The following is a 22,480-nucleotide window of genomic DNA, read 5'->3' on the forward strand; positions in this document are numbered from 1 at the left end:
GAGCCGTGGCGTGTGAGTCGCGGTTCGGACGTCTCGTCCACCGGTTCGGGGGATTCCTACCCGGTCTGACTCTCACAACACGCTGGTCAACGCGGTTAATTCCACTGGCTGAAATTGAGCGGCAGTTGGCAGCAATGGCCCCCAAGGCGGGCTGGGCGACGGCGCGTGCAGCCCCTGACAGCCTGGCCTAGGCCAACGCGACCCCCAACTCCTCGGCGAAGACCTTGATCATGTGCTGCACCGCAATCTCGTTGCGGCCGATGATCATATGGTCATGCTGACCGTGCCGGACTCCTTCGCCGCACTGCGGGAGCATCGCGAAGTCCTCGTCGCGCACCGCGGCGTGAACACCCTCATAGACGGCGTCGTAGGCGGCCCGCATCTCGTCATTCGTCGCCGGGACGCGACCCATCCAGCTGTGCCGCACCGTGCAGCGGGTGGGCTCGCCCTCGGGCAGCATGTCGATGATCTCAACTCCCACCGGGCTGTTCGCCAGGATCAGGTTGGGGTAGACCCAGTAGATGACACCCATGTTGGCCGATGGGTCGAACGAGGCGCTCGGATCATCGGTGAGGTTCTTGATCCAGTTGAACGGGAAGCCGATGCGGTGATGCTTGCCGAATTCGTCGTAGATCGCGGTGTTAGGCAGGGTGTTCTGCCCGATCAGGCTCTCACCGTGGACAAACGGAAAGTGGTAACCCTCTGCAAACGCTTCGAGCGCACCCTTCCACGACACCTCTGAGGAGAACTCGCGATCGGTGTGATAACCGTAGGTTTCGTAATTCCATTGCGCCAGTTCGGGACCGAGCGCACCGAGGTGGCCGTCAAGGTCGATCGCGGCATCCGCGGTGAGCACGGCCCAGACGAACCCGTAACGCTCCTCCGATGGCAGTTCCACCAGGCCGTAGTCCGCCGTGTCCATCGTGTCGAAGCCGGCCTTGCCCGGGACCATGAACAGCTCACCGGTGTTGCGGTAGGTCCAGGCGTGATAGGGGCAGACGAAGCGTGAGGCGTTGCCGGACCCGCAGGCCGGCATCGCGCCGCGGTGACGGCAGTAGTTCAGGAACACGTGGCTGACGCCGGTGCGGTCGCGGGTGACCAGCAGCGAGTCCCCGAGTACCGAGCGCACGACGAAGTCGTTCTTTTCCGCGATCTGGGCCGACGGCACGATTGCCAGCGGGACCCGACGCAGGATCTGGGATTCCTCGATCTCGGTGATCTTCGGATCGCGGTAGTAGTGCAGCGGCACCTTCAGCACCGTCTCGGCCATATCCGTCGTCCCGTCGACGGCATGTCGAAGGGCGCGGCGGGTCAGTTCCTCATCGGTGCTGCTCACTGGGCTGACAGTCATAGCCTGACCATACAATGACGTTTGACTGTATTGTCAAGATTCGATCGCCTTTCGTGCGACGATCAACGGATGCGCAGGCACGGCTGGGCGGGCGACATTCCCGCCGACGACGACGAAGCCGTCCGCCGCATCATCAGCACGGCCCGCCAGGCGATCGACGCGCGCGGCACGGTCAGCGTGTCCGAGGTGGCCCAATCCCTGGGGGTGACGCGGCAGACGGTCTACCGCTACTTCCCGACGGTCGAGAGTCTCATGGTCGCCACCGCCGTCTCCTCAGTCGACGGCTTTCTCGACCGGCTGGCCGCGGAACTCGGGGCGATCACAGACCCCAGCGACGCCGTCGTCGAGGGCATCGCCTACACCGCAGAGCAGATCCCCCACGACCGCTACCTCAGCCTGGTGCTGCAACCCGGCAAAGCCAGCGCGTTCACCGCGGGGGTGACCTCGGATCTCGCCATCGAGTTCGGCAAGTCGATCCTGAGGCGCTTCGACATCGATTGGGCGGCAGTCGGATTCGATGATGAAGTATTCGATCAGCTCGTCGAGTTCATGCTGCGGACCCTGCAGTCGTTCATCGTCGACCCGGGCGGCCCGTCTCGCCACGACACCGGTTTACGCGCCTATCTGAGGGATTGGGTGGCCCCGGCCGTCGCCGCCCACACGCATTAGAGCGTCGCGACACCTTGGAAGCAGGTGGTGGTAGCACCGCCGACCCACACCGACCCGTCGGGTTCAGCCACCACACTGATCTCGCCGGCGCGGCCGAGCCGTGCCCCCTGAGAGACCCGATACCGCTTCGGAGCCGCGCCGGTACTCGTCAACCACTGCCCCACCGAGGCATTCATGCTGCCGCACACCGGATCCTCGGGAACGTCGACACCGGGCGCGAAGGTACGCATCTCGTACTCATGTGCCGAGCCGGGCGGATACGCCCCGACAAAACCGACCATCGCCGTGGGAATCCGCGCCAGGTCCGGTTCCAGTTCGAGCACCCGTCGTGCGCTGTCCAGCACCAGCACGGCCCACCCGGGACCGTTGTCCACCCACTGGTGGGCGAGTACATCGGCGCGAACCAGACCGAAGGCGTCGACGATCTGGTCCAGATACTCGTCGTCGAGCAATCCGGAACGCAGCGTGGGCGGTGCCTGGAAGTACAACTGGCTGTCGCGCTGCCTGATCTCGACGAGGCCGGCACCACATTCCTGCACGACGCATCCCTCGCGCCGCGGTCGACCGCCGTGCCCGAGCCAGGCGTGCGCGGAGCCGAGAGTCGGGTGCCCGGCGAACAGAAGTTCGCTGCTCGGGGTGAAGATGCGCAGCCGGTAGTCCGCCTCAGGGTGGGCCGGAGGCAGCACGAACGTCGTCTCGGACAAGTTGGTCCACCGGGCAAGCCGTTGCATGGCAACGTCATCGAGGCCTTCCCCATCGAGTACGACCGCGACGGGGTTGCCCAGATACGGGGTTGGCGAGAACACGTCGACCTGGGCGAATGCACGATTACGGGGCATGGTCCCCCTCCCTCTCTGGCGAGCGCGGCAACGTATGCCAGTATCCGCCGGCGCAGGCGTACGCTCACCCACGTGGTCGACCTCTCCTACGTGATCGCCGGATCCGAAGCCACCGGCGGCGCCGGTATACAAGCTGACTTGCGCACTTTCCAGGCCTTCGGGACCTACGGCGTGGGCACGGTGACATGCATCGTGTCGTTCGACCCCAAGGCGAACTGGGGCCACCGGTTCGTACCCGTCGACCCGCAAGTCATCGCCGACCAGATCGAGGCGGCGACCTCGGCCTATGACCTCGACGTCGTCAAGATCGGCATGCTCGGCACCCCGGCGACCATCGACGTCGTCGCCGAATCCCTCGCCCGCCGGCCCTGGCGGCACATCGTCGTCGACCCGGTCCTGATCTGCAAAGGCCAGGAACCCGGCGCCGCACTCGACACCGACACCGCGCTGCGCCGCCAGATCCTGCCGCTGGCCACCGTGGTCACTCCGAACCTGTTCGAGGCCCGCACGCTGGCCGGAATGGACACCATCTCCACGATCGATGACCTGGTCGAAGCAGCCCGACGAATTGGTGACCTGGGACCCGGCTACGTCCTGGTGAAGGGCGGCGTCGAGTTCCCCGGTGACGACGCGGTCGATGTCCTCTTCGACGGCAAGGACGCCGAGGTTCTGCGCGCGCCGAAGGTCGGTCAGGCTCGCGTGGCCGGGGCGGGGTGCACGCTGGCAGCGGCGGTCACCGCCGCGGTGGCAAAGGGGGCCGGCGTTCCCGAGGCGGTGCGCCGAGCCAAGGACTTCACCACCGCCGGCATCGTCGAGCGGATCAGCGGTAACGCACCGTTCGACACCGTGTGGCAGGGCGCGTCGCGCTGAGCCAGGTCACCGGGGCGCAATACCCAAGGCCTCGGCCAGTGATTCGTAGATTCTGAACGCATCCTCGTCGTAGACCTGCAGCACGACGTCCGACATCTGCGGGTGTGGCGCCGAGCGCTCACCCACCACCTGGATCTGCACGTGATTCGCCCCGGCAACCAGATGCTCGCGCAGTCCGCGCGCGACCGTCGCCGCATCACCGTGGACGGTGAGCTGGTCGATCAACCGATCGCTGCCGTCGCCGGCCAGATCCTCATCGGTGAAGCCGAGCCGCCGTAAGTTGTTGGTGTAGTTCACCAATCCGAGATACGGATGCTTGATCCGCGGGCGGGCCAGTGATCGGGCCCGTTCCGGGTCGGAGTCGAGGACCACCTTCTGTTCGGGAGCCAATAGACCCTGCGACCCCAGCGCCGCCCGGGCGCGACGGGTGTGCTCGGGTGTGACGAGGTAGGGCACCGAACCGGCAGAACGCTCGGCGGCAAGGGCGAGCATTTTCGGGCCGAGCGCGGCCAACGCCCGCTTCTCGCGGGGCAGCCCGTGCTCGTCGAGCACATCGAGGAACCCGTTCAATGCCGCCATCGGAGTTCGGTAGTCGCCGACCTGTTCCGGATGTCCCACACCGAGACCCAGCAGCAGACGGTCCGGATACGACCGCTGAATACGCCGGTACGCTGCCGCCAGCGTCTCCGGATCGCCGCGGTAGATGTTGTAGATGCTGCTGGCCACCACCAATTGGTCCGTGGCGGCCAACAGGTCGTCGATACCCGACAGGTCAGGTTCGGGGCCACCCAGCCACAACGTGGCATACCCCAGATCCTCGATCCGCTTGGCCATCTGGGGGGTCGTGGCATAGCCAGGCTGCCAAACACCGAACTCACCGAGATTCACTGCACACCTCCAGTCACGCGCAATCACTTCACGAGCGTGACTCGAGAAAAATGGACCTTCAAGTCCAAACTGGTGGTCGTCGATTACCAGGCGGCGTCGTCCAGCGAACCCAGCAGCGGTGAAGCCGCTTCCAGCCCCACCGTCATCGTGTCGTGCTGGTGCAGCCCACCGAACGACAACCCGCTGAGCCGTTCGATATCGCCAACCGATTTCTGGAACATCACGACTTTTCCTATGTCGGTGAAGGATTCAGTATCAGACCCGAAGGCCGCATCCAGCGCCGCGTTCTGATCGGCCAAGAATGCCGTGGCGCGCAGATCGCCGTCCCGGGCACTGACCCGCACCACGATCTTCCAGAACTGACGTGGCACATGGATACCCCGGTACAGCGGGTCGCGGTCACCGAATACCGGCCCGGTGATCACGGTGATCCGACGCTTCTCGGCGTCGGCGTTGTCGAGGGCGTAGTTCTCGATCTTGGCCCACAGGTGTTGATTGAACGCCGAGATCTGCGGGCAGCAGTTGGCGAAGTGGAAGGTGTCGTCGGCGGCCTGCTTGGCCGCGACGGGACTGCCCCACGCCGGATCGAGGCGACGCACCATGTGTCCGCGATCGAACAGGCGCGGCTTCTGCCGTTCGAACACGTCCTGGTCGAGCTGCTGGTCCGGCCGCAGCCGCGGGTCGGTGTACCAGGTCTCGACAGCCTCGACCTCTCCTGTCGTTCGGTTGATCTTCCGCAGCCGGCGGCCGTCGATGTTGACGACGGTGAACAGCGGCATCCGCCGATCGGCGCGGATGACGAGGCTGAAGTGGTGGTAGCGCAGAACCGCGTTGGCCGACGACCTTTTCAGCCCCTCCGGCACCGCGCAATGCGTCAGCAGCTTCGCCGGGATAGACGGAACAGCAACAGCTTTGGACAAGAAGTCAGGGTCGTAGCCAACGCGGTTGCTGTAGTCGGGGTTGGGCGCGTCATTCCGTTCGAGGACCGCAAGCTGGCCGACCGAGGTGCCGTTTGCCGAGCCGGCGACGGTGCCCGTTGCCGGTAGCGGAGTGGCGGCGGCCGGCGGATTGAGCGCTTCGGCCAGCAAATCCCTTGGCCCGAAGGGCAACTGGTCGTGGCAGGCGCGCAGCGCATCAACGATGGTGCTGATCCTGATGCCCTCGTTGCAATCCTCCGGCACGGGCTTACCGTCTTCGAGCTCGGTGTCGTTGTGACCACCACCGGCATGGTGCAGCGCCACCAAATCGAATTGATCGTTGAAGACCGGGCTGCCGCTGGAGCCATGCAGGGTGTCGGCGGCGTAGTAGAGCGTGACGCCCTTCCTGCCACGGCCGATGACCCGGTTCTCGCGCAATGCGATCTGTTTGTAGTCGGCGTCCGGGTGTTCGATGATCGTGACGTGGTCCCCTTCGGCGTGTTTGTCCTGCGCCGATGACAGTGCGCTCCAACCGAAGTCGGACAGTTTTCCATCGCCTGCCGTACGGGGGCCGACGGCGATCAGCGACACGTCCAGTTCGGTTTCATCACTGGTCCAGAAGAACGTTGCCGGATCGAGCTGAAACTCCGTCACTGCTGCAGGGACGTCATCGATGTCGAGTTGGTAGTTGAACTGGATCGACGTCGACGCGGCGCTCCGCGCATTCGCGACGACATGATTGTTGGTCATGAACAACCGCGGCGACACCATCACACCGGTGCCGAGTGGGCGGCGCTTTCCATCGATGACCCGTGCCACCGCCTGAGCGGACGCCCGGGCCATCTCCAAGTAATAGACGGGCACGAAGTCGGTCGTCGGACCGATGATCTTCCTCAACTCATCCCGTAGCTGCGGCTTGACCAGAGCGGCGACCTTGTCCTTGCCGGACTGCGGAAGGTTCTTGAGCAGTCCGAGGTCGCCGTCGACGACCTTGCTGATCTGCGTCGAGGTCAGGTCACCAGCGGTGATCGCAGCAACGCGGCGAACCAACCGGTGCTGGTCAGGTTCCATGAATACGTTCGACATGCGGTCACCTCGCGTGAGTCGGGATATCGCTACATCGAGTCTTTTCCTGGAACTGTTCGTGCACACGCGTATGCGACTACTCGTTTCCGCTGGGTACAGGTGCCCGGCCCCGAAGCTCAGGCGGAAGGAAACCGGAAGATCAGGGCGTCAAGGAGACGCCGCACCTCGGTAACCCGCAGGCGCACCGCACTCTGGTGATGGTGTGCTCCCGGGCGCCCAGCTCTGACACGGTCATCGATCCGTGCCAACTGCGACTGGAGGTCGGCCATTTCCGCTTCGAGGATGGCGATGAACGCCTGCGCCTGACGCACGTCGGCGCCGGCCCGGTCAGTCATGTTCATCACCGGCGCAGGCGCGGCCACCGGCCGAAGCCAGAGTGGATCAACAGGGTCTGCGGTCATCGTCACACGGTCGCAGCGGTGCTCGCCGAACCAGTTTCCCAGCCGTATCTGTTCGGTAAGGAGCTGTTCACACTGGCGGCGACGCATGTGTGAGCTCTACCGGAACAGTGCACTGGCGATGTCCGCGAAATGCTTGGCGCAGTCTGTCAGCGCTTGAGCGTATCGGCTAGCGTGCCAAATCTGGTCCACTCCAGAAAGGCAACCCCATGTCCACTTACTGCCATCCGCACTCTTTGGACGGCCACGCCGTGATCGTGACCGGCGCGGCCCGTGGTGTCGGCAAGGGCATCGCCACCGCCCTGCTCTCCCGCGGCGCCCGCGTGCTGGTGACCGACATCCTCGACGACGTATTGGCCGATACCACAGCGGAATTCGCCGAGGCCGGGTTCAACGTCGCGTCGACAGTGGCGGACCTTCGTGACCCCGACAGCGCACAACGCATCGTCGACGCCGCGCTCGACGCCTTCGGCACAGTGAACGGTCTGGTCAACAACGCCGTGGCCAGCGCCGGACCGATCCCGTTCGTCGACATCCCGGCCGAGGAGTACGAGCGGGTCCACGACACCGGCCCGCGGGCAACTTTCCGGCTCATGCAGGCGGTTCACCCGGCGATGGTGAAAGCCGGCGGCGGAGCGATCGTCAATCTCGGCTCGGCCGCCGGAACGGTCGGCACGCACTCGTTCGGTGCCTACGCGGGCGCCAAGGAGGCCATTCGCGGCATGTCCAAGGTGGCCGCACTCGAATGGGGCGTCGACGGGATCCGCGTGAACGTGGTGTGCCCGCTCGCCGAAACCGACGGCCTGAAAGTGCTGCGCGACATGGCGCCCAAACAGTACGAGGCGGTGGTCAGAAGCACCTCGCTCAAGCGAATCGGTGATCCCGCCACCGATATCGGGGCGGTCGTCGCCTTCCTGATCGGCGACGACGCGGCCTATCTCACCGGGCAGACGCTGCTCGTCGACGGCGGGGCGGGCTCGTTCCGGTAGCGCATTCGCCGCCAAATCCCTGGTCACCCTTGTTAGGTTCGAGTTTGCCGATCGAAATCACGAGCCAATAAGGAGGAAGACCAATGACGAAACATTTCGGGAGCTCGTTCTCCCGCCGCACGTTCATCCGCGGTGCCGCCTTGACGGTGCCCGTCGTCGGCGCTGCAGCCCTGGCACCAGCCGCCTTGGCAGCACCGCAGGAATGCGGTGATCCGGCCGGCAAGGTCGGCAATTGCGCGGCCCAACTGCCGCAGGAGTTCACCTCGACGAGTTTCAGCACCACGGCCATCGTCGGCGGCACGAATTATTCAATCCTGTTCAGCACGAACATCAGACGCGGACCGCTCATCCCTGGCGGCACCACCGGCTACCGGATCAGAAGCGTCAGCATCTCCGGCAACAAGCTCGACGGCACCCCGTTCTATCTGACGCCGGGAATCGGTGAGGTCGGCCCCCGGCTGCTCAACGCGTTGTCCGCGTCGTCCCTCGGGTTCGCACTCGATGTGCCATGGGACGCAAACCAGCTCGTGCGGTCGTTCCTCTACACCTACGACGTCGAGTTCCTCACAGGCCTCACGGTCAATCAGACGTGCCGGTACACGACGACGATGACGCTCCGCGACAACGGGATGACGCTCGGCGGCGTCGGTTCGGTCAGCTTCTCCACACCGATGCTCGCCGAGTGCGAGGCGGCGCCACCACCGCCACCGCAATAACTAGCCGTGCGCCTTGCGAACCAGGTCGATGGCGTACTGGTTGACGAAGGTGCCCGCGGACGCCTCACCCGTGCCACACGCGCCGTCGGACTCGCCGGGCCGCTTCACCCATAGGAACGCGTCGACGTTTCCGTTCCCGGTCGCGGTGGTCGGCGCAACGCCGAGGGCGCGACCGCTCGGATTGCACCAGTACATCTCGCCTTCGGCCGGCCCGGCGCCGTTACGCGACGTGTCGATGACGTAGGGCTTGCCACCGGTCTGGCCCGAAATGGCGTCGCCGTAGCCGATCTCCTCTTCGGTGGTGAAGAAGTTCGCGGTGTTGAGACTGAAACCGCGGGCCTTGGCCACGCCGACCCGGTTGAGCCGGTTGGCCATCTCGTCGGCGGCCACCCACCGGGAGTGCCCCGCATCGACGTACACCGCGGTGCCGGGATTGCGGGTCAGCGTGTCCACGGCGTAGCTCATCAGGTTGTAGCGTTCCTCGCGCTGATCACCGGACAGGCAGTCGGCCATGGCGAGCGCATCGGGTTCGAGAATGACCGCGGCCGGCCCGCCCCCGATGGCCGCGGCGACGCCGTCGATCCAGCCCTTGTAGGCCGCAGCCGATCCGAAGCCGCCCGCGGCGTAGCTCCCGCAGTCGCGGTGCGGAATGCCGTACAGCGCGAGGATCGGCATGGTGCCGGCCGCCTGCGCCGTGGCGATGTACTTGGCGTCCACCGCGGGGCTCGAAACGTTGTCCATCCAGTACGCCGTGGGCGTGTTGGCGATCATCTGCAGTTCGGGGCTCGGGTCGCCCTGCGCGGCACGCGCTGCCTTCGACGAGGGGTTGACGTAGAACGAGTGCCCTTCGAGCGGGTTGCCGTCACTGGCCAGGCGCACCTGCGGCGCCGACTCGGCGACGAGACCCGCGCCGACCACGGAGGCAACTGTCAGAAAAGGGACGATCAACCGCGCGACTGCGCCAGCAGCTGAGGACATCACCTCAGGGAAAGTAATGGGACGACGCAAGATGCGCCAGTCACTCCTGCGCGAGCGTCTCGGTGTAGAAGCGCATCCGCTCCCGCACCTCGCCCGGGACGATGCCGAATTCTTCGGGCTGATATCGGTGTTTGCCTTTGCCGTCCCGGGGCTGGGCGCGGTGGTGCTCGGCGAGCATCCCGGCGATGTCAGGCGGCTCCATCTGCACCGCAGCGTAGATGCGCCGTACCGTCGGCTCAGGATCGGCCACCAGATCGGTGTACTGAACGTCGAGCCAGGTGACGTCGGTCTCGGCGGCACGGGCGGCGACGGCGCGGCGCAGCCACAGTTCGGTCTGCGCGGTTTGGAACCGGCCTACGTCCGCCCCGTCGACGTGGTCGCTGTAGGTGGATCGGTACGTCGCGAACAGGCTCGCGCCGGAAGTGACCGTCTCCACGATGTCGCGGTGCAACTGCACGATGCAGGCGCCCGGATAGGTCGCGGCCACGTGCCGGAGTTCGGCGGTGTGGGCCGGTGCCTTGAGGATCCAACGGCGGCCGTCGCCGGCGTCCAGAATCTGCAGCATCCGTCGATGCTGGGCGTATTCGTCGGCGAAATCCTGGCCGGCCAGCCAGGTCGCGTAGCTGTCCAGCCGGGTCGTGGCGGCAAAACCCCAGTTTCGCAGGGTGGTGCCCATGCCGAGCACGCATTCCTCGGGCAGGTGCGGCCCGGAGTCGTGCACGATCGCCATGGTCGGGTTGAGGACATGCAGCAGGTACTGGCCGCCGGCAGCTGCCTCGAGGCGCCGGGTGCGTTCGTCGCGGTCGAGGTCCCCGGGTAGACGCCAGGGAGCCCCGAGCTCCGCGGGCAACGGCGCGCGCAACCGCGGGTCGCGACCGAGCAGGCGAAACAGGAACGTGGTGCCCGTGCGCCACCCGCCGGTGATGATGATCGGAGCCGGCATGCTCCGGTGCTCGGTCGCGGGGTGCTCATGCAGATACCGCGCAATGGCCACCCGGGCAGCCAGCCGGCCGGCCGCTGTCCGCTGGGCGGTCAACGCACCGAGCGCGTTGAGCCGGCCGTCCTCCTCCGCCGACGCGAGATATTGCTGCACGCCCGGACGCCACTGGCCGGGCTCGCCGAGCACGCCGGCGCCCGCCCCGCGGGTGCCGCGATCGATGACGATGTCGACAGCGTCCGTCCCGAGCCGGTAGCGGTCAGGACGCGCGGCCCGGTCCTGCTCGGCCGCCGCGTATGCCTTCAGGGCCTCCGGGGTCCGGACGGGCGCGGACCAACCGGTCATGCGCGCTCCGCCAGATCGGCAACGTGTACGACGCGGGTTGACGGCAGCGCCGGCTGCTGCTCGGCTTGCAGGAACCGCATGACGACGATGCCGAATGCGCGTCCCTCGCTGTCGATCCAGTCGCCGGCGGCCGGGCCGGGATCGGTGGCCGAGACGACGAACCGGTAGCGCCCGTCGTCGAGGTGGGCGGTGGCACCGGTGTAGGAGACTCGCCGATGACGATAGTCGAGCGAGTTGAGAAACCTGCTGTACGCCAAGATGTTCCAGTACCGGCAACCCACCAGGTCGCCTTCGATGAGCAGAGCCTGGTCGGGTTCCAACTGCCAGCCGCCGCGCACGTACTGGATGGCCGGTTCGGTGAACACCGCGCCGCCGGTCATCTCGGTCCAGTGACGCAGCTGGTTCGGCGACTCCGCGTCGGCGGCTACGGCGGCTTTCCAGATGCGGGGCAGGTGCGTCACCGCCGCCGACGCCTTCGACAGTTGCTTGCCGAACCTCGACGACTCGACGGGCGCCGGAGTCGGGGGCGGCACGACCGGTTCGATGGCAGACCAACCCGGCTGTTCGGTGTGCGACGCGTCGTGAAAATGCCGCACCCACACCACCGTGGCCAGTTCCGGCAGATCGAGCCAATCACCGGCCGCCGGACGAGCACCGCCGACCACCAGTCGGTAGCCGCCGTCGACGTCGAAAGTCATGGTGTCGCTGTCGATCCGGGCGGTCGCCTGGGCGCCGTTCTCGCCAGCACCGTAGGCGGTGATCGACACATACGACGCGTCGCCGCGGTTGCCACGGATCCGGTAGCGGCCGCCGGGGCGAATATCGGCGACCCAGTACCGGAAGTCGGGATTGTCCATCAGGAACTTCTGCCGCCAACCGTTGAACGCGGTGAGTTCCGGTTTGTCGCGGTCGACTTCCAAACGCCCCAATTGGTTCGACAGGCCCCGCAGCAACGCCCGGAAGCCGTCGACACGTTCAGATTCCGGCAGGTTCGCGGTGTCGGATGCGAGTTGCTCGCCGGCCGTGCGCAATCCGTCGACGAACGCATTCCAGGCCTGGACCTCGGCCCGGGGCTCATCTGCATCGGGCGTGGCCACGACTTCCCTCCCAATTCCGGAAGCATGTGCTTCCAGAATCGGATGGTGCCCGCTAAGCTCGCGGCATGTCAAGGCCCTACCGCGGCCAGGACGCCGACGCGCGATCGGCGGATCGCCGCGCTCGTCTGCTGGGGGCAGCCGTTGACCTGGTCGGCACTCAGGGGGTGTCCGCCTTGACGATGCGCGCTGTCTGCCGGGAGGCCGGACTCAGCCAGAAGTTCTTCTACGAAAGCTTCACCGACACCGACGATTTGCTGCGCGCGGTCTATCGCAGCACCTTCGAGCACGCGCGCGACATCATCAACGCCGCCGGCGACCCGTCGGCCGATTTGTCCGCACGTACCCGCGCCGGTGTGCGGGCCGCCGCCCAACTCGTCACAGAGGATCCCCGGATCTGCCGAATCTTGTTGGTGGAGCCCATAGCCGACCTCGCACTGCGGCAGTTTGTGCGCGACACCATCGGCGCGTTGACCGGTGGCGCGGCGGTCGCGACCGGACGGGCAGACACGGCATCGGCACCGGTGAAGATGCAGTACGCCACTGTCTTCGGCGCGATCATCTCGCTCTTCATCGAGTGGACCGAGGGCAACCTCGGTTCCGACCTGGAGATGTTCGTCGACCACGTGACGGCGATGCTGCTGTCATCGCCTTTGTTCGACAAGGTGATTCAGCCGGTGCCGTCATCGGACCAGCCCGCCAGGACTCCTCGAATCAGCCGGTCGAGCTGATCGGCGTTGTCCACCAACGGTTGTCCGATGACGAACGTCATCATCACTCCGTTGATGAACGAGAACAGGGTCTTGGCTTGTTCATCGATGACTGTTGGCGCCATCGGGTTCTCGTCAGCGGAATGCCACTCGGCGACAACCGCGCGCGCGAGTCCGTAGAACCCTTCCACGGATTCGCGCAGCGTGGCTGCGAGGTCATCGTCGCGCCCGGCCTGCAGGGCCAACTCGTAGCGGGCTTTGGCCCGGGTGAGCCAGGGCTCGGTGGCCGAATACATGACGAGGGTGGCGAATCCGAGCGTGCCCGCGAACTCCGTCGGGTCGGCGTCGGTCGACTCGGTCAGCAGGGCCAGGTCCGCGAGGTCGAGTTCGTTGAGCCGCGCGGCGATCGCATGCATGAGGGCATTTCGAGTTCGAAAGTAAAACGACGTGGTGCCGTCCGGCACCCCGGCCTTCTTGTCGACCTTTGGATGGCTGACGCCGCGCACACCAGCGGAACCGAGCAGTTCGATCGCAGCGTCCGCCAGTTCGCGGCGACGCTGGGCGGCGTTGTACTTCCTGCGTTCAGCGATGCACCGCAGTGTATCGATCAGAACTGGCCACAGTTGGGCGTGGTCGGTTCACCGTTGAAGCGAGCCGCGATCCACTGCATCGCCGGCTCTCCGTCCACCAGCATCGGAAGTGCGTGATTGATCACCAGCTTGTTCAAGAAAGGCGGTTGCTCGTTGGTGCGGAACTCGACATCGGCACCTTGCGCGCACCAGTCCCGCCCCAGTTGATTCGCGGCCGTCCACGGGACCAGCGGATCGTATCGGTTGCTGTTGATCAGGACCGGCGCGGTCGGCTTGTACCGACCGAGCTTCTGCAGTTCGAACAGGCCGCTGAACGGTTCCTCGTTGACGAGTTTGTTGATGTCCTCATTGAAATACGGCTGAAGATGGCGGAACGCGAAGTCCACGATCGTCTGCCCCACGCATTGGCGTGACACCGATTCCAACATGTCCTTACCGCGCTGGGTGAGCTTCGACCGGATCGCGTCGGCGGCTTCCGGATATGCAGCGATGACACCGTTGAGCGCATAGCCGACAACACCCACGAGTGCACTACCGTCGGCGTACGGAAACAGTTCCTTGAGGTCTGCCGGGGGCGCGCCGGCGTAGGTGCCGACGATGTTCAATTCGGGCGCATAGGCCGAGGCCAGCTCGGCCGCGGACGCCGTTGCGCCACCGCCCTGCGAGTATCCCCAGAAGGCCACGGGGCCATGCGGATCCAGCGATGTCCCGGGCAATTTCATGGCGGCGCGGGCAGCATCGAGGACGGCGTAACCCTCGGCCAGCCGGTTCACGTAGGTGTGCATCGAGTCAGTGCCCAGACCCTGGTAGTCGGTCATCACGATGGCAAAGCCGCGCGCCACCAATGTCGCGACGAACGCTTCTTCGTAGTTGACCATGATGTCCCAGCCACCCGAATAGTGGATGCCCTGATTGAACTGACGCGACGGCGCGCATTGGTTGCCTTGCCCCTGAGTGCCCGGAGCGTAGACGAGCAACGGACGCGGGCCCTTGCCGGGCCAGTCGTTGTACGGCTCGAAATACGTGCCGGTGACGGCGATCGGATTCCCGCGAGAGTCGGTGCTGCGGTACATGATCCGCGTCCCCGTCGCCATGATGGCCCCCAGCTGGCCGGACGGCTCGAGTACCAGCCGGCTCGGTTCGGTGCGGATGACGTCGCCGGACATCCCGTCCGGCAACGGATTCGGCGGTAGGTAGAAATCCGCGTACTGCGGCTCGTCACCGGTGTCGGCGAGTGCGGCTGTGGTGGAGAAAACGAGCGACCAGATCATCAGCATGAGGACAACGACAATCCCCCCGGCATTGCGCATTACCGGACAGTAACAAGAAAATGTCTGGCTATGTCACTTTTCCTCTAACTTTCTAGAGAAATCGCCATAAACCGCAGTTCAGATGGCCTAAACCTCACCGATCCGGACTATGCGGCTCAAGCTGAGGTCGTGGCCTGCACCGGGCCGGCGGCGGGGCGCACTTGGCACGGAATGCCGTTCGTGGCGTGCGTATTGCTGGGTACGTCGATCACGTCGGTCGGGTTGAGCAGGTTGTTGTTGACGCCCGGATGGGCGTTGGCGACCGCCAACCGGGTGCCGTCAAGACCGTGTCCCCAACCGTGCGGGAGGCTGACCACTCCGGGGATGACTTCGTCGGACACTTCGACCGGCACTGTCACGGCGCCTGCGGTAGTGCGCACTTCGGCGGCTGCACCGTGCTCGACACCCACCCGTGCCGCGTCGACCGGGTGAATGAGCAAGGTGCACCGGTCGCGCCCCTTCATCAGGGCCGGGACGTTGTGCAGCCACGAATTGTTCGAACGCAGATGGCGGCGGCTGGTCATGACCAGCTCCGGTGCCGGACGATCCATCCGGGCGATGAGCCGGGGAACGTCGTCAGTGATATGTGCATGTAGCAGTTCAACTTTGCCGGACGGCGTGATCACCGTGTCATCGAGCCGCCCGCCCGCCAACTCCTCCAGGCGCAGGCCGTTCGGGTGGCGTTTGACCTCCTCGAGCGTGAGTCCGCCAGGGTTGGCGCCGAACCGGTCGCCCCACGGTCCTACCCGAATACTCAGGTCCGCCAGTCGTTCTGGTCCTCGGCCGCCAAGGGCGGCCATCACTTGTTGAGCGTCCAACCCGGTCAACGGGTTGTTGGGCAGCCCGGAAAAAGTGGCGATGGTGCCCGCGGTGTAGAGCTCATCGAGCGCTGCGATATCCACCTCGGGAACGGGTGTGCCGAACAGCGCGCCGCCGAGGCGCAACAGTATCTCCCACTCGTGGGGCCGCCGAGCGTCGGGCTGCGGGTCGAAGACCGCGTCAGAGTATTTGATGCCGGAGGCGACGGCGTAGCTCCAGTACAGATCGTCGATGTGCGGGTGCTCCAGTGGCGAGAGCCCCGGGAAGATCACATGGGCATGGCGGCTGGTCTCGTTGAGCCAGTTGTCGATCGAGATCAATGCGTCGAGGCTGCCCAACGCTTTTGAGAGACGCGCTGCGCCGGGTACCGATACCGCAGGGTTGCCGGCCACGGTGATCATGGCCCGAATCTGTCCCTCCCCGGGAGTGTCGATCTCCTCGGCCAGACATCCCACCGGAAAGCAGCCCAGCACCTCGGGCGCTCCGCGGACCCGGCTGTGAAAGCGCCCGAAGCTGTAGCCAGGCCCGTCGTGCTCCGGTGGCTTTCCGAACATCGGCACCCACACCGCAGGTTTGGCGAAGACTGCACCACCGGTCCGGTCCAAAGCGCCCAGCGCCGTGTTGATCACGAACACCAGCCAAGTGGTCAGCGTTCCGAATTCCTGTGCGCAGGCACCGATCCGGCTGTAGACCACCGGACTTTCCGCATGCGCCAGATCATGGGCAAGTCGCCGAATATCCTCGGCGGCAACACCAGTGGCCGCAGAAACCCGCTCCGGCGTGAAGGGCTCGGCCAGCGCCACGACTTCGTCTAGACCCAGGACCCGGCCTCGCAGGTGTTCCGGGCGTCGTACCCAGCCGTTCTCCCCGAGGGTTCGCAGGATCGCGAACAAGAGCAACGCGTCCGTGCCGGGCTGAATCGGCACCCATTCGCTGGCACGCTCAGCTGTCAGAGTTCGGCGAGGGTCTACCACCACCACGGTTCCGCGCCTGGTGATGTCGGCCAGCAATCCCATGATGTCGGGCGCCGAGAGCATCGACCCCTGTGAGGCTGCGGGGTTGGCGCCCAACATCATCAAGTAGTCGGTGCGATACAGGTCGGGGATCGGCCCGTTCCACATCGCGCCGAAAAGCAGACACGACACGACATTCAACGACCATTGGTCGACGGTGCCCGGCGAGTAATAACCCTGCATCCCGGCGGCCTGGGCGAATCCCAGCAGCGACCCGATGTAGGTGGCGAGGTCGCTGTTATGCGCCACCGGATTGCCCACATACACGGTCAGGGCCCGGACGCCGTAGGTGTCGAGGACCGGACGCAGCACGCGTTCGGTCTCTGCGTACGCGTCGTCCCAGGACACCTCGACATGACTGCCGTCCGGGCGGCGGACGAGAGGCCGACGAAGGCGATCGGGGTCCTCGTGCAGGTACCCGATCGAGGCGCCCTTGGGGCAGATATGGCCGGCCGACCACACGTCGTCCCGATTGGGGCGCACACTGCGCACCTGCCCGTCCGTGACACGAACCCGCAGCCCACACATCGCCTCACACAGAGGACAGGTCACCAGATGCTCAGCGTCTGCCGCCATTTCAACCCTTCGGATGAGACCGAGGCCATATCAACAGGGTTTTGATAATGACTATCACAATGGTGGCTGTCAACGCCCGGCTCGCCCAGGAAGGCAAGATGGCGACCATGAAGGCGAATCACAGGAGAACCGACGCTCGGCCGGCAGCTGTATCGATGGTCATCGCGATGACGCTGGGCCTGCTGGCAGTGGTTCTCACGTGGGGCCCCGGCATCGGACGGGCATACGCGGCGGAGGCGTCGCCGGCCGGCGATGTGCTGTCGATCGGCGATCCTGCGGCCCCCGGCCAGATCGACCTCTACCTGGATCCGCTCTGCCCCTACAGCGGGAAGATGGTCCGCGAGCAGGGGGCCGAGATCGGCCGGCGCATCGAAGACGGCAAGCTCCACATCAATCTGCGGCTCGTCAATTTTCTCGAAAAGTATTCGGCCAGCGGCACTTACGACAGCCGGGCGATCTACGCCGCCTTCATCGTCGCCGATCACTCGCGGTCGAGCGAGGTCACCTGGCAGTTCATCGAGCAGATCTTTTCCGCCGAGCAGCAGCCGAAGGAAGAAGGTCCGACCGATCTGAGCAACGATCAGCTCGCCGGTCTGGCCGATCGCGCCGGTGCGCCGCCGTCTGCGCAGGACTTGATCAAGCTGGGGCTGCCCATCCCCTTCGACGGACATGCCATCGCGGCCGGCAACCTGCCGTTGCTGCGGCAACTCCCGGATTCGGGGGTGCCGATGGTCGTCGTCGACGGCGAATCGGTCGACGGAAACTCCGATTGGCTGGATCGTCTGCCGGCTTGACGCTGACCACACACGGCCTGATCGGCCGATCCCCGCTACCGAAAGGGACCGACCGGTAGCAGTTCGGCGATGTTCCGGCGACCGCTACGCTTCAGCGATGCCCACCGGCCAAGCCCTACGCACCAAACCGGGCCCCCTGCAGTACATCGGGTACTGCTACGGCAAGCGGCTGCCCGATTCGATGCGCGACTGGGTGGCCAAAGACCTGGCTGGTCCCGGAGCCACCATTCGGATGATGGTCCGCGTCGCGATCCCCGCGCTCCTCGTCCTGGCACCCATCTGGTTCATCCCGATGTCGCTCTACCTGCACGCCAGCATGACGGTGCCCATCTTCATCCCGTTCGTGTACTTCTCCCACGCGCTCAACAAGGTCTGGCGTCGTCATATGCTCGCCAAACACGGACTCAATCCGGGCCTGGTCGACGAGTTGTCGCGAAAGAAGAACGCCCACATTCACCAGGCGTATGCCGAACGCTACGGGCCCCGCACCGGACCGAGCAGCAGCCACGACGTCTGATCGCGCCTACGGCTGCAAGGTGCACAACGTCAGAGCGAAGGCCGGTGCGACGGCCATCGCGATCACCACAAGCATCGTCGCCAGCGAGCGAGGACGCCACCAGATCGCTCGCTGAGGTTTCAGGAGGCGGTTGACGCGAGCGGCTACCGCGGTGCCCGCGGCAGCCAGCACTCCGTCCGGCTGGCGGTGCGTGCTCAAAGCCAGCAGGCTGGCCAACAGTGGTTCGCGGCCATGCCTGCGAGTAGCCGCGTCGTCGGCACACATCTCCAGTAGTGCGGGCACCGACTGCGCCGCCGCCCTCATCAGGGGCAGCCGTGGCAGCGCCGCGGCGAGTGTGTTGAGCGTCGCGATGACGAGGTGATGTCGACCCCGTAGGTGTGCGCGCTCATGGGCCAGCACCGCCGCCAGCGCGGGCGCCTTGAGCAGGTCCAGGGCGGCGGTCGTCACGACGATGGCGCGGTGCCGGCCGCCCGAGACACAGTAGGCGGCGGGCTGGTCAGCCGTGATGGCGACGACGCCGGCGTGCCCGGTGGGCCGACCGATGATTCGAACCGCTTGTGCGTGTTCACGATTGGCGCGCTGTGTCCGGTACAAGGTGACGATCACCCGGCGCGTGGTATTGGTCGCCACTACGGCAGTCACCGCGAGCAGGGCGACCACCAATACCGTGGCGACGGTGGGCGGTAAGGTCACCGCGCCGGCGATCCCCAGTGTCTCGACGCAGAACGTCGGTGCGGTGTGGGTGAGCAGGCTGTGAGCGGCCCCGACGATCAGGATCACCAAGGCCGCCGCCCAGGCGAATGACGCGGTTGCGACGACCACGAGCCAGCCCGCGACCGACAGTCGGGGATGTACGTTGGCCGAGATCGAGCCGGTGAACAGTACCGGCGCCAGCCAGCTCAAAACCATCGCGTAGACGAGCAGAAACGTGACCGCGTTCATCGTGGCTGCTCCTCGGTGAACCGTCTGAGTGCCTGCCGGAGCTTCTGCGAGTCGTCGTCGACGATCTGCTCGAGGAAGAAGTTGAGGATGAGCTCGCTGTCGCCGCCGGATTCGAACACAGTGCGCATCAGCTGGGCGGAATGCTCTTCGCGCGTCATCACCGGGCGATAGCTGTAGGCCAGACCTACCTTCTCCCGCTGCAGCCAACCTTTTCGGAACAGGTTGTCCATGGTCGACATGACCGTGGTGTAGGCGATCTGACGCAAGGTGACGAGCTCGTCGTGCACGCTGCGAACCGTGGAGGGCTCCTCACGTGACCACAGCACTTCCATCACCACAGCTTCGAGATCGCCAAAGCCTTTAATTCCCATATCCGTTACCGCCCGCAGGGGTGCGTCGTCGTCGTTTCGTGGTCTCGGGTATCGAACCTACTTAGCGCGATAGTAGCTTCTCTTCTCATCGCTGCGCGCTCTCGCTCGCGGCCCGCTTCCGCCACAACCGAATTGACCTCCACGCGATGAGCGCCGCCACGACACCCAGGAGCAGCACCGGGTCGCTGACCGCCGAAGACAACCAGCCCAGCCAAACCTGCAGGTCGTACTGGGCGTCGACGGACAGCACACCGCCGAGATTCGCGGTGCCGTCGGTGAGCAGGAAGACCGCCCCCAGTGCGACGAACATCGCCCCGGTGAGTAGCGAGGTGGTGTGGGTCTCGATCGGACCCACACGCACGGGGCGCCCTCGCAACCAGCCGCGTCGGGACAACGTGAAGCGGTCCCACATCCAAGCCAGCAGGAACAACGGTGTCGCCATGCCGAGGGCGTAGACCGCCATCAGCAGCGCCCCGTAGACCGGGTCGGCACCCATTGCCGACATGGTCAGCACCGCTCCCAGCAGTGGACCTGCGCAGAACCCGGCCAGGCCATAGACCGCTCCCAACGCGAGCACCGAGACGGTGCCGGAGATGTTGATCCGGGCCGTCATCCGTTGCATGCCCGACAGGCCGAATCCCTTGCCCAGCAAGGTCATCAGACCGAAACCGACGAGCACGAGACCGCCGATTACGGTGACCTCGCTGCGATAGCGCGTGACGACGCTGCCCAGCGCTCCGACTCCGGCACCCAGCGGCACCAGCACCACACACAGGCCGACCCAGAAAGCGAAGGTGCGCAGGACCAGCAGGCGGGTCCGGTCGAAGGCGTAGGCGAAGAACGACGGCAGGAGCAGGGCCGAACACGGGCTGAGCAGCGAGGCCAACCCTCCCAGGAAGGCTCCGAGCAGACCGACGCCGCTCATCGCTTGGCCAGTGCCCCGTCGATCGCCCGCACGAAGTCCTCGGTGGGCTGCGCGCCGAGCAGAGGTACGTCATTGATCAGGAAGGCCGGGGTGCTGGGAACACCGATCCCGGCACCCTGCGCCAAGTCGGCGTTGATGGCGGCGTCGAAGCGGTCACCGCGCATCCCTTCGGTGAATCGACCGATGTCGGGTACACCGGCCTGTCTTGCGAAACCGATCAGGTTCTCGTCCGTCAGATCCGCCTTCGACCGTTCCGGCGCGGCTGCGTAGACGGCCCGGCTGAACTCCCAGAACTTGCCCTGCTCGGCGGCTGCGCGGCCGGCACGCGCCGCGGCCATCGACTGCGACCCGAAGATCGGAAAGTCGCGCCACTCGATGCGTAGTTGCCCGCCATCGACGTAGCGTTTCACCAGTTCGGGCTCGGTGTCGCGGCTGAACTTGGCGCAGAACGGGCAGCGAAAGTCGGAGAAGACCACCAGCGCCACGGGCGCATCGGCATCCCCCAGCGCCAGCGGATCGCCGGCCTGGCGGCGTTCGACGGGAGGATGACTTCCCCCGGCACCGGCTTCGGCATCGGTTGTCTGCGACGTCGCTGACGGTGCTGCAGCGGGTCGCGCGGATGCAGCGTCATCGCTGGGACGTATCACCAGATAGGCGATCAATGCGGCGCCGATGACGACGAGGCCCCCGATGAAGATCAGATCCTTCTTGGCGTTCTCTCGCCGTCCGCTCACCGCGCACCTCCATGCTAACGTTTCCTACGTACCTACGCCGTAGATACGTATTCTGTTGTAGCACAACGTGCCGCCGGACCGCGGCCGCCAAATGAGAGGAACCGGGATGTCTGTGCATTCACCGTGGAAGTGGCCGGTTCCGGCCCTGTCGGTGGTGTTCATCGCGGCCCTCGGCGCGGCAATCTGGCTCGCTCAGTCGACATCGACGGTCACCGAACTCACCGCCGGTGAGCAGCCCCAGGTCCGCTTCACCACCACCTCGGGTGCCAGATTGGTCGACGGCGGAACCTACGGCGTCGGCACGGTGATCGTGGCCAATTTCGACGAACCGGTCACCGACCGCGCAGCCGCAGAGCGGCGACTTTCGGTCGAAACAGTCCCATCCGTGGACGGTTCCTGGTACTGGATGGACAGCCGGCACGCCCACTGGCGGCCGCAAAGCTATTACCGCCCGGGCACCGAGGTCGTTGCGGTCGGCGGCGATGAAGGAGGCAGTCGGGTTTCGTTCGTCATCGGCGAATCTCACGTATCCATCGCCGACGACGCCACCAAGCAGATCCGCGTCTACCGCAATGACGAGCTGGTCCGGACCATCCCGACCTCGATGGGTATGGGCGGATCAGAAATTGTTGCCGGAAAGACCATTTCCTTCTGGACGCAACCCGGGATCTATACCGTGATGGACAAAGCCGACACCGTTGTCATGGACTCCTCGACGTACGGGCTGCCGGTTGATTCGCGGTTGGGCTACAAGCTGACCGTCAAGAACGCGGTGCGGCTCACCAACAGCGGGATCTACGTTCACCAACTCGACAGCACCGTGTGGGCGCAGGGCAAGACCAACACCTCGCACGGCTGCCTCAACGTCAATGCCGACAACGGGCGGTGGTTCTACGAGTTCTCCCAACCCGGAGACGTGTTCGAGGTGCGCCACACCGGCGGCGAGCCGCTGCCCGCCTGGCAGAACGGCGACTGGGGCGTCCCGTGGGACAAGTGGCTCGGCGGTAGCGCCCTACCGTGACGCCGTTCTGACACCGGCGCCAGTTTCCCTTTCTGACCCGCACACCCGATCTTTGCACCTGTGACCTGCGCCACTGCAGGA

The 22,480-nt window shown here is 65.6% G+C and carries 23 protein-coding genes; 8 read left to right on the top strand and 15 right to left on the bottom strand.

Translation table 11 applies throughout. The features are described 5' to 3' along the window. Positions 1 to 187: 187 nt before the first annotated feature. A complete protein-coding gene (locus K6L26_RS29170) occupies positions 188 to 1,351 on the bottom strand; it encodes an aromatic ring-hydroxylating oxygenase subunit alpha (protein WP_043369536.1) in 1,164 nt (387 codons plus the stop codon). Positions 1,352 to 1,420: 69 nt separating this feature from the next. Between K6L26_RS29170 and K6L26_RS29175 the strand changes: the two genes are divergently transcribed. Beyond that, positions 1,421 to 2,020: a TetR/AcrR family transcriptional regulator gene (locus K6L26_RS29175; protein WP_019346750.1), complete on the top strand. Its 600-nt coding sequence runs from the start codon at positions 1,421 to 1,423 to the stop codon at positions 2,018 to 2,020. Here K6L26_RS29175 and K6L26_RS29180 read toward each other — a convergent pair. Beyond that, the gene (locus K6L26_RS29180) at positions 2,017 to 2,859 is read right to left on the bottom strand and encodes a PhzF family phenazine biosynthesis protein (RefSeq protein WP_221852295.1); all 843 of its coding nucleotides are present in this window, start codon (positions 2,857 to 2,859) and stop codon (positions 2,017 to 2,019) included. The two genes, K6L26_RS29175 and K6L26_RS29180, sit on opposite strands and share 4 nt — an antisense overlap. A gap of 72 nt (positions 2,860 to 2,931) precedes the next feature. On the opposite strand from K6L26_RS29180, the gene thiD reads away from it, so the two are divergent. Further along, a complete protein-coding gene (gene thiD, locus K6L26_RS29185) occupies positions 2,932 to 3,729 on the top strand; it encodes a bifunctional hydroxymethylpyrimidine kinase/phosphomethylpyrimidine kinase (RefSeq protein WP_047038544.1) in 798 nt (265 codons plus the stop codon). Positions 3,730 to 3,735: 6 nt separating this feature from the next. Here the strand turns inward: thiD and K6L26_RS29190 are convergent, their stop codons facing one another. From K6L26_RS29190 to K6L26_RS29200, 3 genes are all read right to left on the bottom strand, one after another. Further along, entirely contained in the window at positions 3,736 to 4,644 is a 909-nt protein-coding gene (locus tag K6L26_RS29190) for an LLM class F420-dependent oxidoreductase (protein WP_324607865.1), read from the bottom strand. A gap of 56 nt (positions 4,645 to 4,700) precedes the next feature. Beyond that, positions 4,701 to 6,620, bottom strand: coding sequence for a DNA/RNA non-specific endonuclease (locus K6L26_RS29195; RefSeq protein WP_019346136.1), 1,920 nt, complete (start codon positions 6,618 to 6,620; stop codon positions 4,701 to 4,703). A gap of 116 nt (positions 6,621 to 6,736) precedes the next feature. Next, a complete protein-coding gene (locus tag K6L26_RS29200) occupies positions 6,737 to 7,108 on the bottom strand; it encodes a hypothetical protein (protein ID WP_019346137.1) in 372 nt (123 codons plus the stop codon). Positions 7,109 to 7,227: 119 nt separating this feature from the next. Here K6L26_RS29200 and K6L26_RS29205 point away from each other — a divergent pair, with 119 nt between their 5' ends. Both K6L26_RS29205 and K6L26_RS29210 read left to right on the top strand, forming a co-directional pair. Further along, on the top strand, positions 7,228 to 8,007 hold the full coding sequence (locus K6L26_RS29205) for an SDR family NAD(P)-dependent oxidoreductase (protein WP_043369049.1): 780 nt from the start codon (positions 7,228 to 7,230) through the stop codon (positions 8,005 to 8,007). 83 nt (positions 8,008 to 8,090) lie between these two features. After that, positions 8,091 to 8,723 carry a hypothetical protein gene (locus tag K6L26_RS29210; RefSeq protein ID WP_064895491.1) on the top strand — a complete coding sequence of 211 codons (633 nt, stop codon included), beginning with the start codon at positions 8,091 to 8,093 and terminating at the stop codon, positions 8,721 to 8,723. Here K6L26_RS29210 and K6L26_RS29215 read toward each other — a convergent pair whose 3' ends face one another. The 3 genes from K6L26_RS29215 to K6L26_RS29225 are packed head-to-tail and all read right to left on the bottom strand — an operon-like array spanning position 8,724 to position 12,080. Further along, positions 8,724 to 9,701 (bottom strand): glycoside hydrolase family 6 protein, encoded by a 978-nt coding sequence (locus K6L26_RS29215; RefSeq protein WP_036389665.1) that lies wholly within the window; start codon positions 9,699 to 9,701, stop codon positions 8,724 to 8,726. Positions 9,702 to 9,741: 40 nt separating this feature from the next. Continuing rightward, positions 9,742 to 10,983 carry a sulfotransferase family protein gene (locus K6L26_RS29220; RefSeq protein WP_019346141.1) on the bottom strand — a complete coding sequence of 414 codons (1,242 nt, stop codon included), beginning with the start codon at positions 10,981 to 10,983 and terminating at the stop codon, positions 9,742 to 9,744. Further along, on the bottom strand, positions 10,980 to 12,080 hold the full coding sequence (locus tag K6L26_RS29225; RefSeq protein ID WP_245008658.1) for a DUF1214 domain-containing protein: 1,101 nt from the start codon (positions 12,078 to 12,080) through the stop codon (positions 10,980 to 10,982). Before K6L26_RS29225 ends, K6L26_RS29220 begins: the two co-directional genes overlap by 4 nt. 65 nt (positions 12,081 to 12,145) lie before the next feature. On the opposite strand from K6L26_RS29225, the gene K6L26_RS29230 reads away from it, so the two are divergent. Continuing rightward, positions 12,146 to 12,808, top strand: coding sequence for a TetR/AcrR family transcriptional regulator (locus tag K6L26_RS29230; protein WP_019347316.1), 663 nt, complete (start codon positions 12,146 to 12,148; stop codon positions 12,806 to 12,808). On the opposite strand, the gene K6L26_RS29235 is transcribed toward K6L26_RS29230, so the two are convergent. The 3 genes from K6L26_RS29235 to K6L26_RS29245 form a co-directional block, all read right to left on the bottom strand. Beyond that, positions 12,748 to 13,332: a TetR/AcrR family transcriptional regulator gene (locus K6L26_RS29235; RefSeq protein ID WP_275084926.1), complete on the bottom strand. Its 585-nt coding sequence runs from the start codon at positions 13,330 to 13,332 to the stop codon at positions 12,748 to 12,750. The two genes, K6L26_RS29230 and K6L26_RS29235, sit on opposite strands and share 61 nt — an antisense overlap. A 62-nt stretch (positions 13,333 to 13,394) precedes the next feature. Further along, positions 13,395 to 14,687 carry a lipase family protein gene (locus tag K6L26_RS29240; RefSeq protein ID WP_081281645.1) on the bottom strand — a complete coding sequence of 431 codons (1,293 nt, stop codon included), beginning with the start codon at positions 14,685 to 14,687 and terminating at the stop codon, positions 13,395 to 13,397. Between the two features lie 116 nt (positions 14,688 to 14,803). Next, positions 14,804 to 17,095, bottom strand: a complete 2,292-nt coding sequence (locus K6L26_RS29245; protein WP_085140016.1) for a molybdopterin-dependent oxidoreductase — start codon at positions 17,093 to 17,095, stop codon at positions 14,804 to 14,806. A 167-nt stretch (positions 17,096 to 17,262) separates the two neighbouring features. On the opposite strand from K6L26_RS29245, the gene K6L26_RS29250 reads away from it, so the two are divergent. After that, positions 17,263 to 17,889 (top strand): DsbA family protein, encoded by a 627-nt coding sequence (locus K6L26_RS29250; RefSeq protein WP_221853490.1) that lies wholly within the window; start codon positions 17,263 to 17,265, stop codon positions 17,887 to 17,889. 97 nt (positions 17,890 to 17,986) lie between these two features. Beyond that, complete coding sequence (locus K6L26_RS29255; protein WP_019347311.1) at positions 17,987 to 18,406, top strand: DUF5313 domain-containing protein; 420 nt, start codon at positions 17,987 to 17,989, stop codon at positions 18,404 to 18,406. A 6-nt stretch (positions 18,407 to 18,412) separates the two neighbouring features. On the opposite strand, the gene K6L26_RS29260 is transcribed toward K6L26_RS29255, so the two are convergent. From K6L26_RS29260 to K6L26_RS29275, 4 genes are all read right to left on the bottom strand, one after another. Further along, complete coding sequence (locus K6L26_RS29260; protein WP_019347310.1) at positions 18,413 to 19,348, bottom strand: M56 family metallopeptidase; 936 nt, start codon at positions 19,346 to 19,348, stop codon at positions 18,413 to 18,415. Further along, positions 19,345 to 19,719 carry a BlaI/MecI/CopY family transcriptional regulator gene (locus K6L26_RS29265; RefSeq protein ID WP_036389675.1) on the bottom strand — a complete coding sequence of 125 codons (375 nt, stop codon included), beginning with the start codon at positions 19,717 to 19,719 and terminating at the stop codon, positions 19,345 to 19,347. Before K6L26_RS29265 ends, K6L26_RS29260 begins: the two co-directional genes overlap by 4 nt. A gap of 85 nt (positions 19,720 to 19,804) precedes the next feature. Next, the gene (locus tag K6L26_RS29270; RefSeq protein ID WP_221852297.1) at positions 19,805 to 20,644 is read right to left on the bottom strand and encodes a cytochrome c biogenesis CcdA family protein; all 840 of its coding nucleotides are present in this window, start codon (positions 20,642 to 20,644) and stop codon (positions 19,805 to 19,807) included. Beyond that, positions 20,641 to 21,378, bottom strand: coding sequence for a DsbA family protein (locus K6L26_RS29275; RefSeq protein ID WP_085140018.1), 738 nt, complete (start codon positions 21,376 to 21,378; stop codon positions 20,641 to 20,643). Before K6L26_RS29275 ends, K6L26_RS29270 begins: the two co-directional genes overlap by 4 nt. A gap of 106 nt (positions 21,379 to 21,484) precedes the next feature. Between K6L26_RS29275 and K6L26_RS29280 the strand changes: the two genes are divergently transcribed. Next, positions 21,485 to 22,399, top strand: a complete 915-nt coding sequence (locus K6L26_RS29280; RefSeq protein WP_085140019.1) for a L,D-transpeptidase — start codon at positions 21,485 to 21,487, stop codon at positions 22,397 to 22,399. Positions 22,400 to 22,480 lie beyond the last annotated feature (81 nt).

This window comes from Mycobacterium farcinogenes (assembly GCF_019739075.1).
GTDB lineage: Bacteria > Actinomycetota > Actinomycetes > Mycobacteriales > Mycobacteriaceae > Mycobacterium > Mycobacterium senegalense.

Excerpts from the sequence above, each read along its gene's own strand:
- K6L26_RS29170 (WP_043369536.1), bottom strand. The coding sequence starts at position 1,351 with ATGACTGTCAGCCCAGTGAGCAGCACCGATGAGGAACTGACCCGCCGC.
- K6L26_RS29175 (WP_019346750.1), top strand. The coding sequence starts at position 1,421 with ATGCGCAGGCACGGCTGGGCGGGCGACATTCCCGCCGACGACGACGAA.
- K6L26_RS29180 (WP_221852295.1), bottom strand. The coding sequence starts at position 2,859 with ATGCCCCGTAATCGTGCATTCGCCCAGGTCGACGTGTTCTCGCCAACC.
- K6L26_RS29195 (WP_019346136.1), bottom strand. The coding sequence starts at position 6,620 with ATGTCGAACGTATTCATGGAACCTGACCAGCACCGGTTGGTTCGCCGC.
- K6L26_RS29200 (WP_019346137.1), bottom strand. The coding sequence starts at position 7,108 with ATGCGTCGCCGCCAGTGTGAACAGCTCCTTACCGAACAGATACGGCTG.
- K6L26_RS29205 (WP_043369049.1), top strand. The coding sequence starts at position 7,228 with ATGTCCACTTACTGCCATCCGCACTCTTTGGACGGCCACGCCGTGATC.
- K6L26_RS29210 (WP_064895491.1), top strand. The coding sequence starts at position 8,091 with ATGACGAAACATTTCGGGAGCTCGTTCTCCCGCCGCACGTTCATCCGC.
- K6L26_RS29215 (WP_036389665.1), bottom strand. The coding sequence starts at position 9,701 with ATGTCCTCAGCTGCTGGCGCAGTCGCGCGGTTGATCGTCCCTTTTCTG.
- K6L26_RS29220 (WP_019346141.1), bottom strand. The coding sequence starts at position 10,983 with ATGACCGGTTGGTCCGCGCCCGTCCGGACCCCGGAGGCCCTGAAGGCA.
- K6L26_RS29230 (WP_019347316.1), top strand. The coding sequence starts at position 12,146 with ATGTCAAGGCCCTACCGCGGCCAGGACGCCGACGCGCGATCGGCGGAT.
- K6L26_RS29240 (WP_081281645.1), bottom strand. The coding sequence starts at position 14,687 with ATGCGCAATGCCGGGGGGATTGTCGTTGTCCTCATGCTGATGATCTGG.
- K6L26_RS29245 (WP_085140016.1), bottom strand. The coding sequence starts at position 17,095 with ATGGCGGCAGACGCTGAGCATCTGGTGACCTGTCCTCTGTGTGAGGCG.
- K6L26_RS29250 (WP_221853490.1), top strand. The coding sequence starts at position 17,263 with ATGACGCTGGGCCTGCTGGCAGTGGTTCTCACGTGGGGCCCCGGCATC.
- K6L26_RS29255 (WP_019347311.1), top strand. The coding sequence starts at position 17,987 with ATGCCCACCGGCCAAGCCCTACGCACCAAACCGGGCCCCCTGCAGTAC.
- K6L26_RS29260 (WP_019347310.1), bottom strand. The coding sequence starts at position 19,348 with ATGAACGCGGTCACGTTTCTGCTCGTCTACGCGATGGTTTTGAGCTGG.
- K6L26_RS29265 (WP_036389675.1), bottom strand. The coding sequence starts at position 19,719 with ATGGGAATTAAAGGCTTTGGCGATCTCGAAGCTGTGGTGATGGAAGTG.
- K6L26_RS29270 (WP_221852297.1), bottom strand. The coding sequence starts at position 20,644 with ATGAGCGGCGTCGGTCTGCTCGGAGCCTTCCTGGGAGGGTTGGCCTCG.
- K6L26_RS29280 (WP_085140019.1), top strand. The coding sequence starts at position 21,485 with ATGTCTGTGCATTCACCGTGGAAGTGGCCGGTTCCGGCCCTGTCGGTG.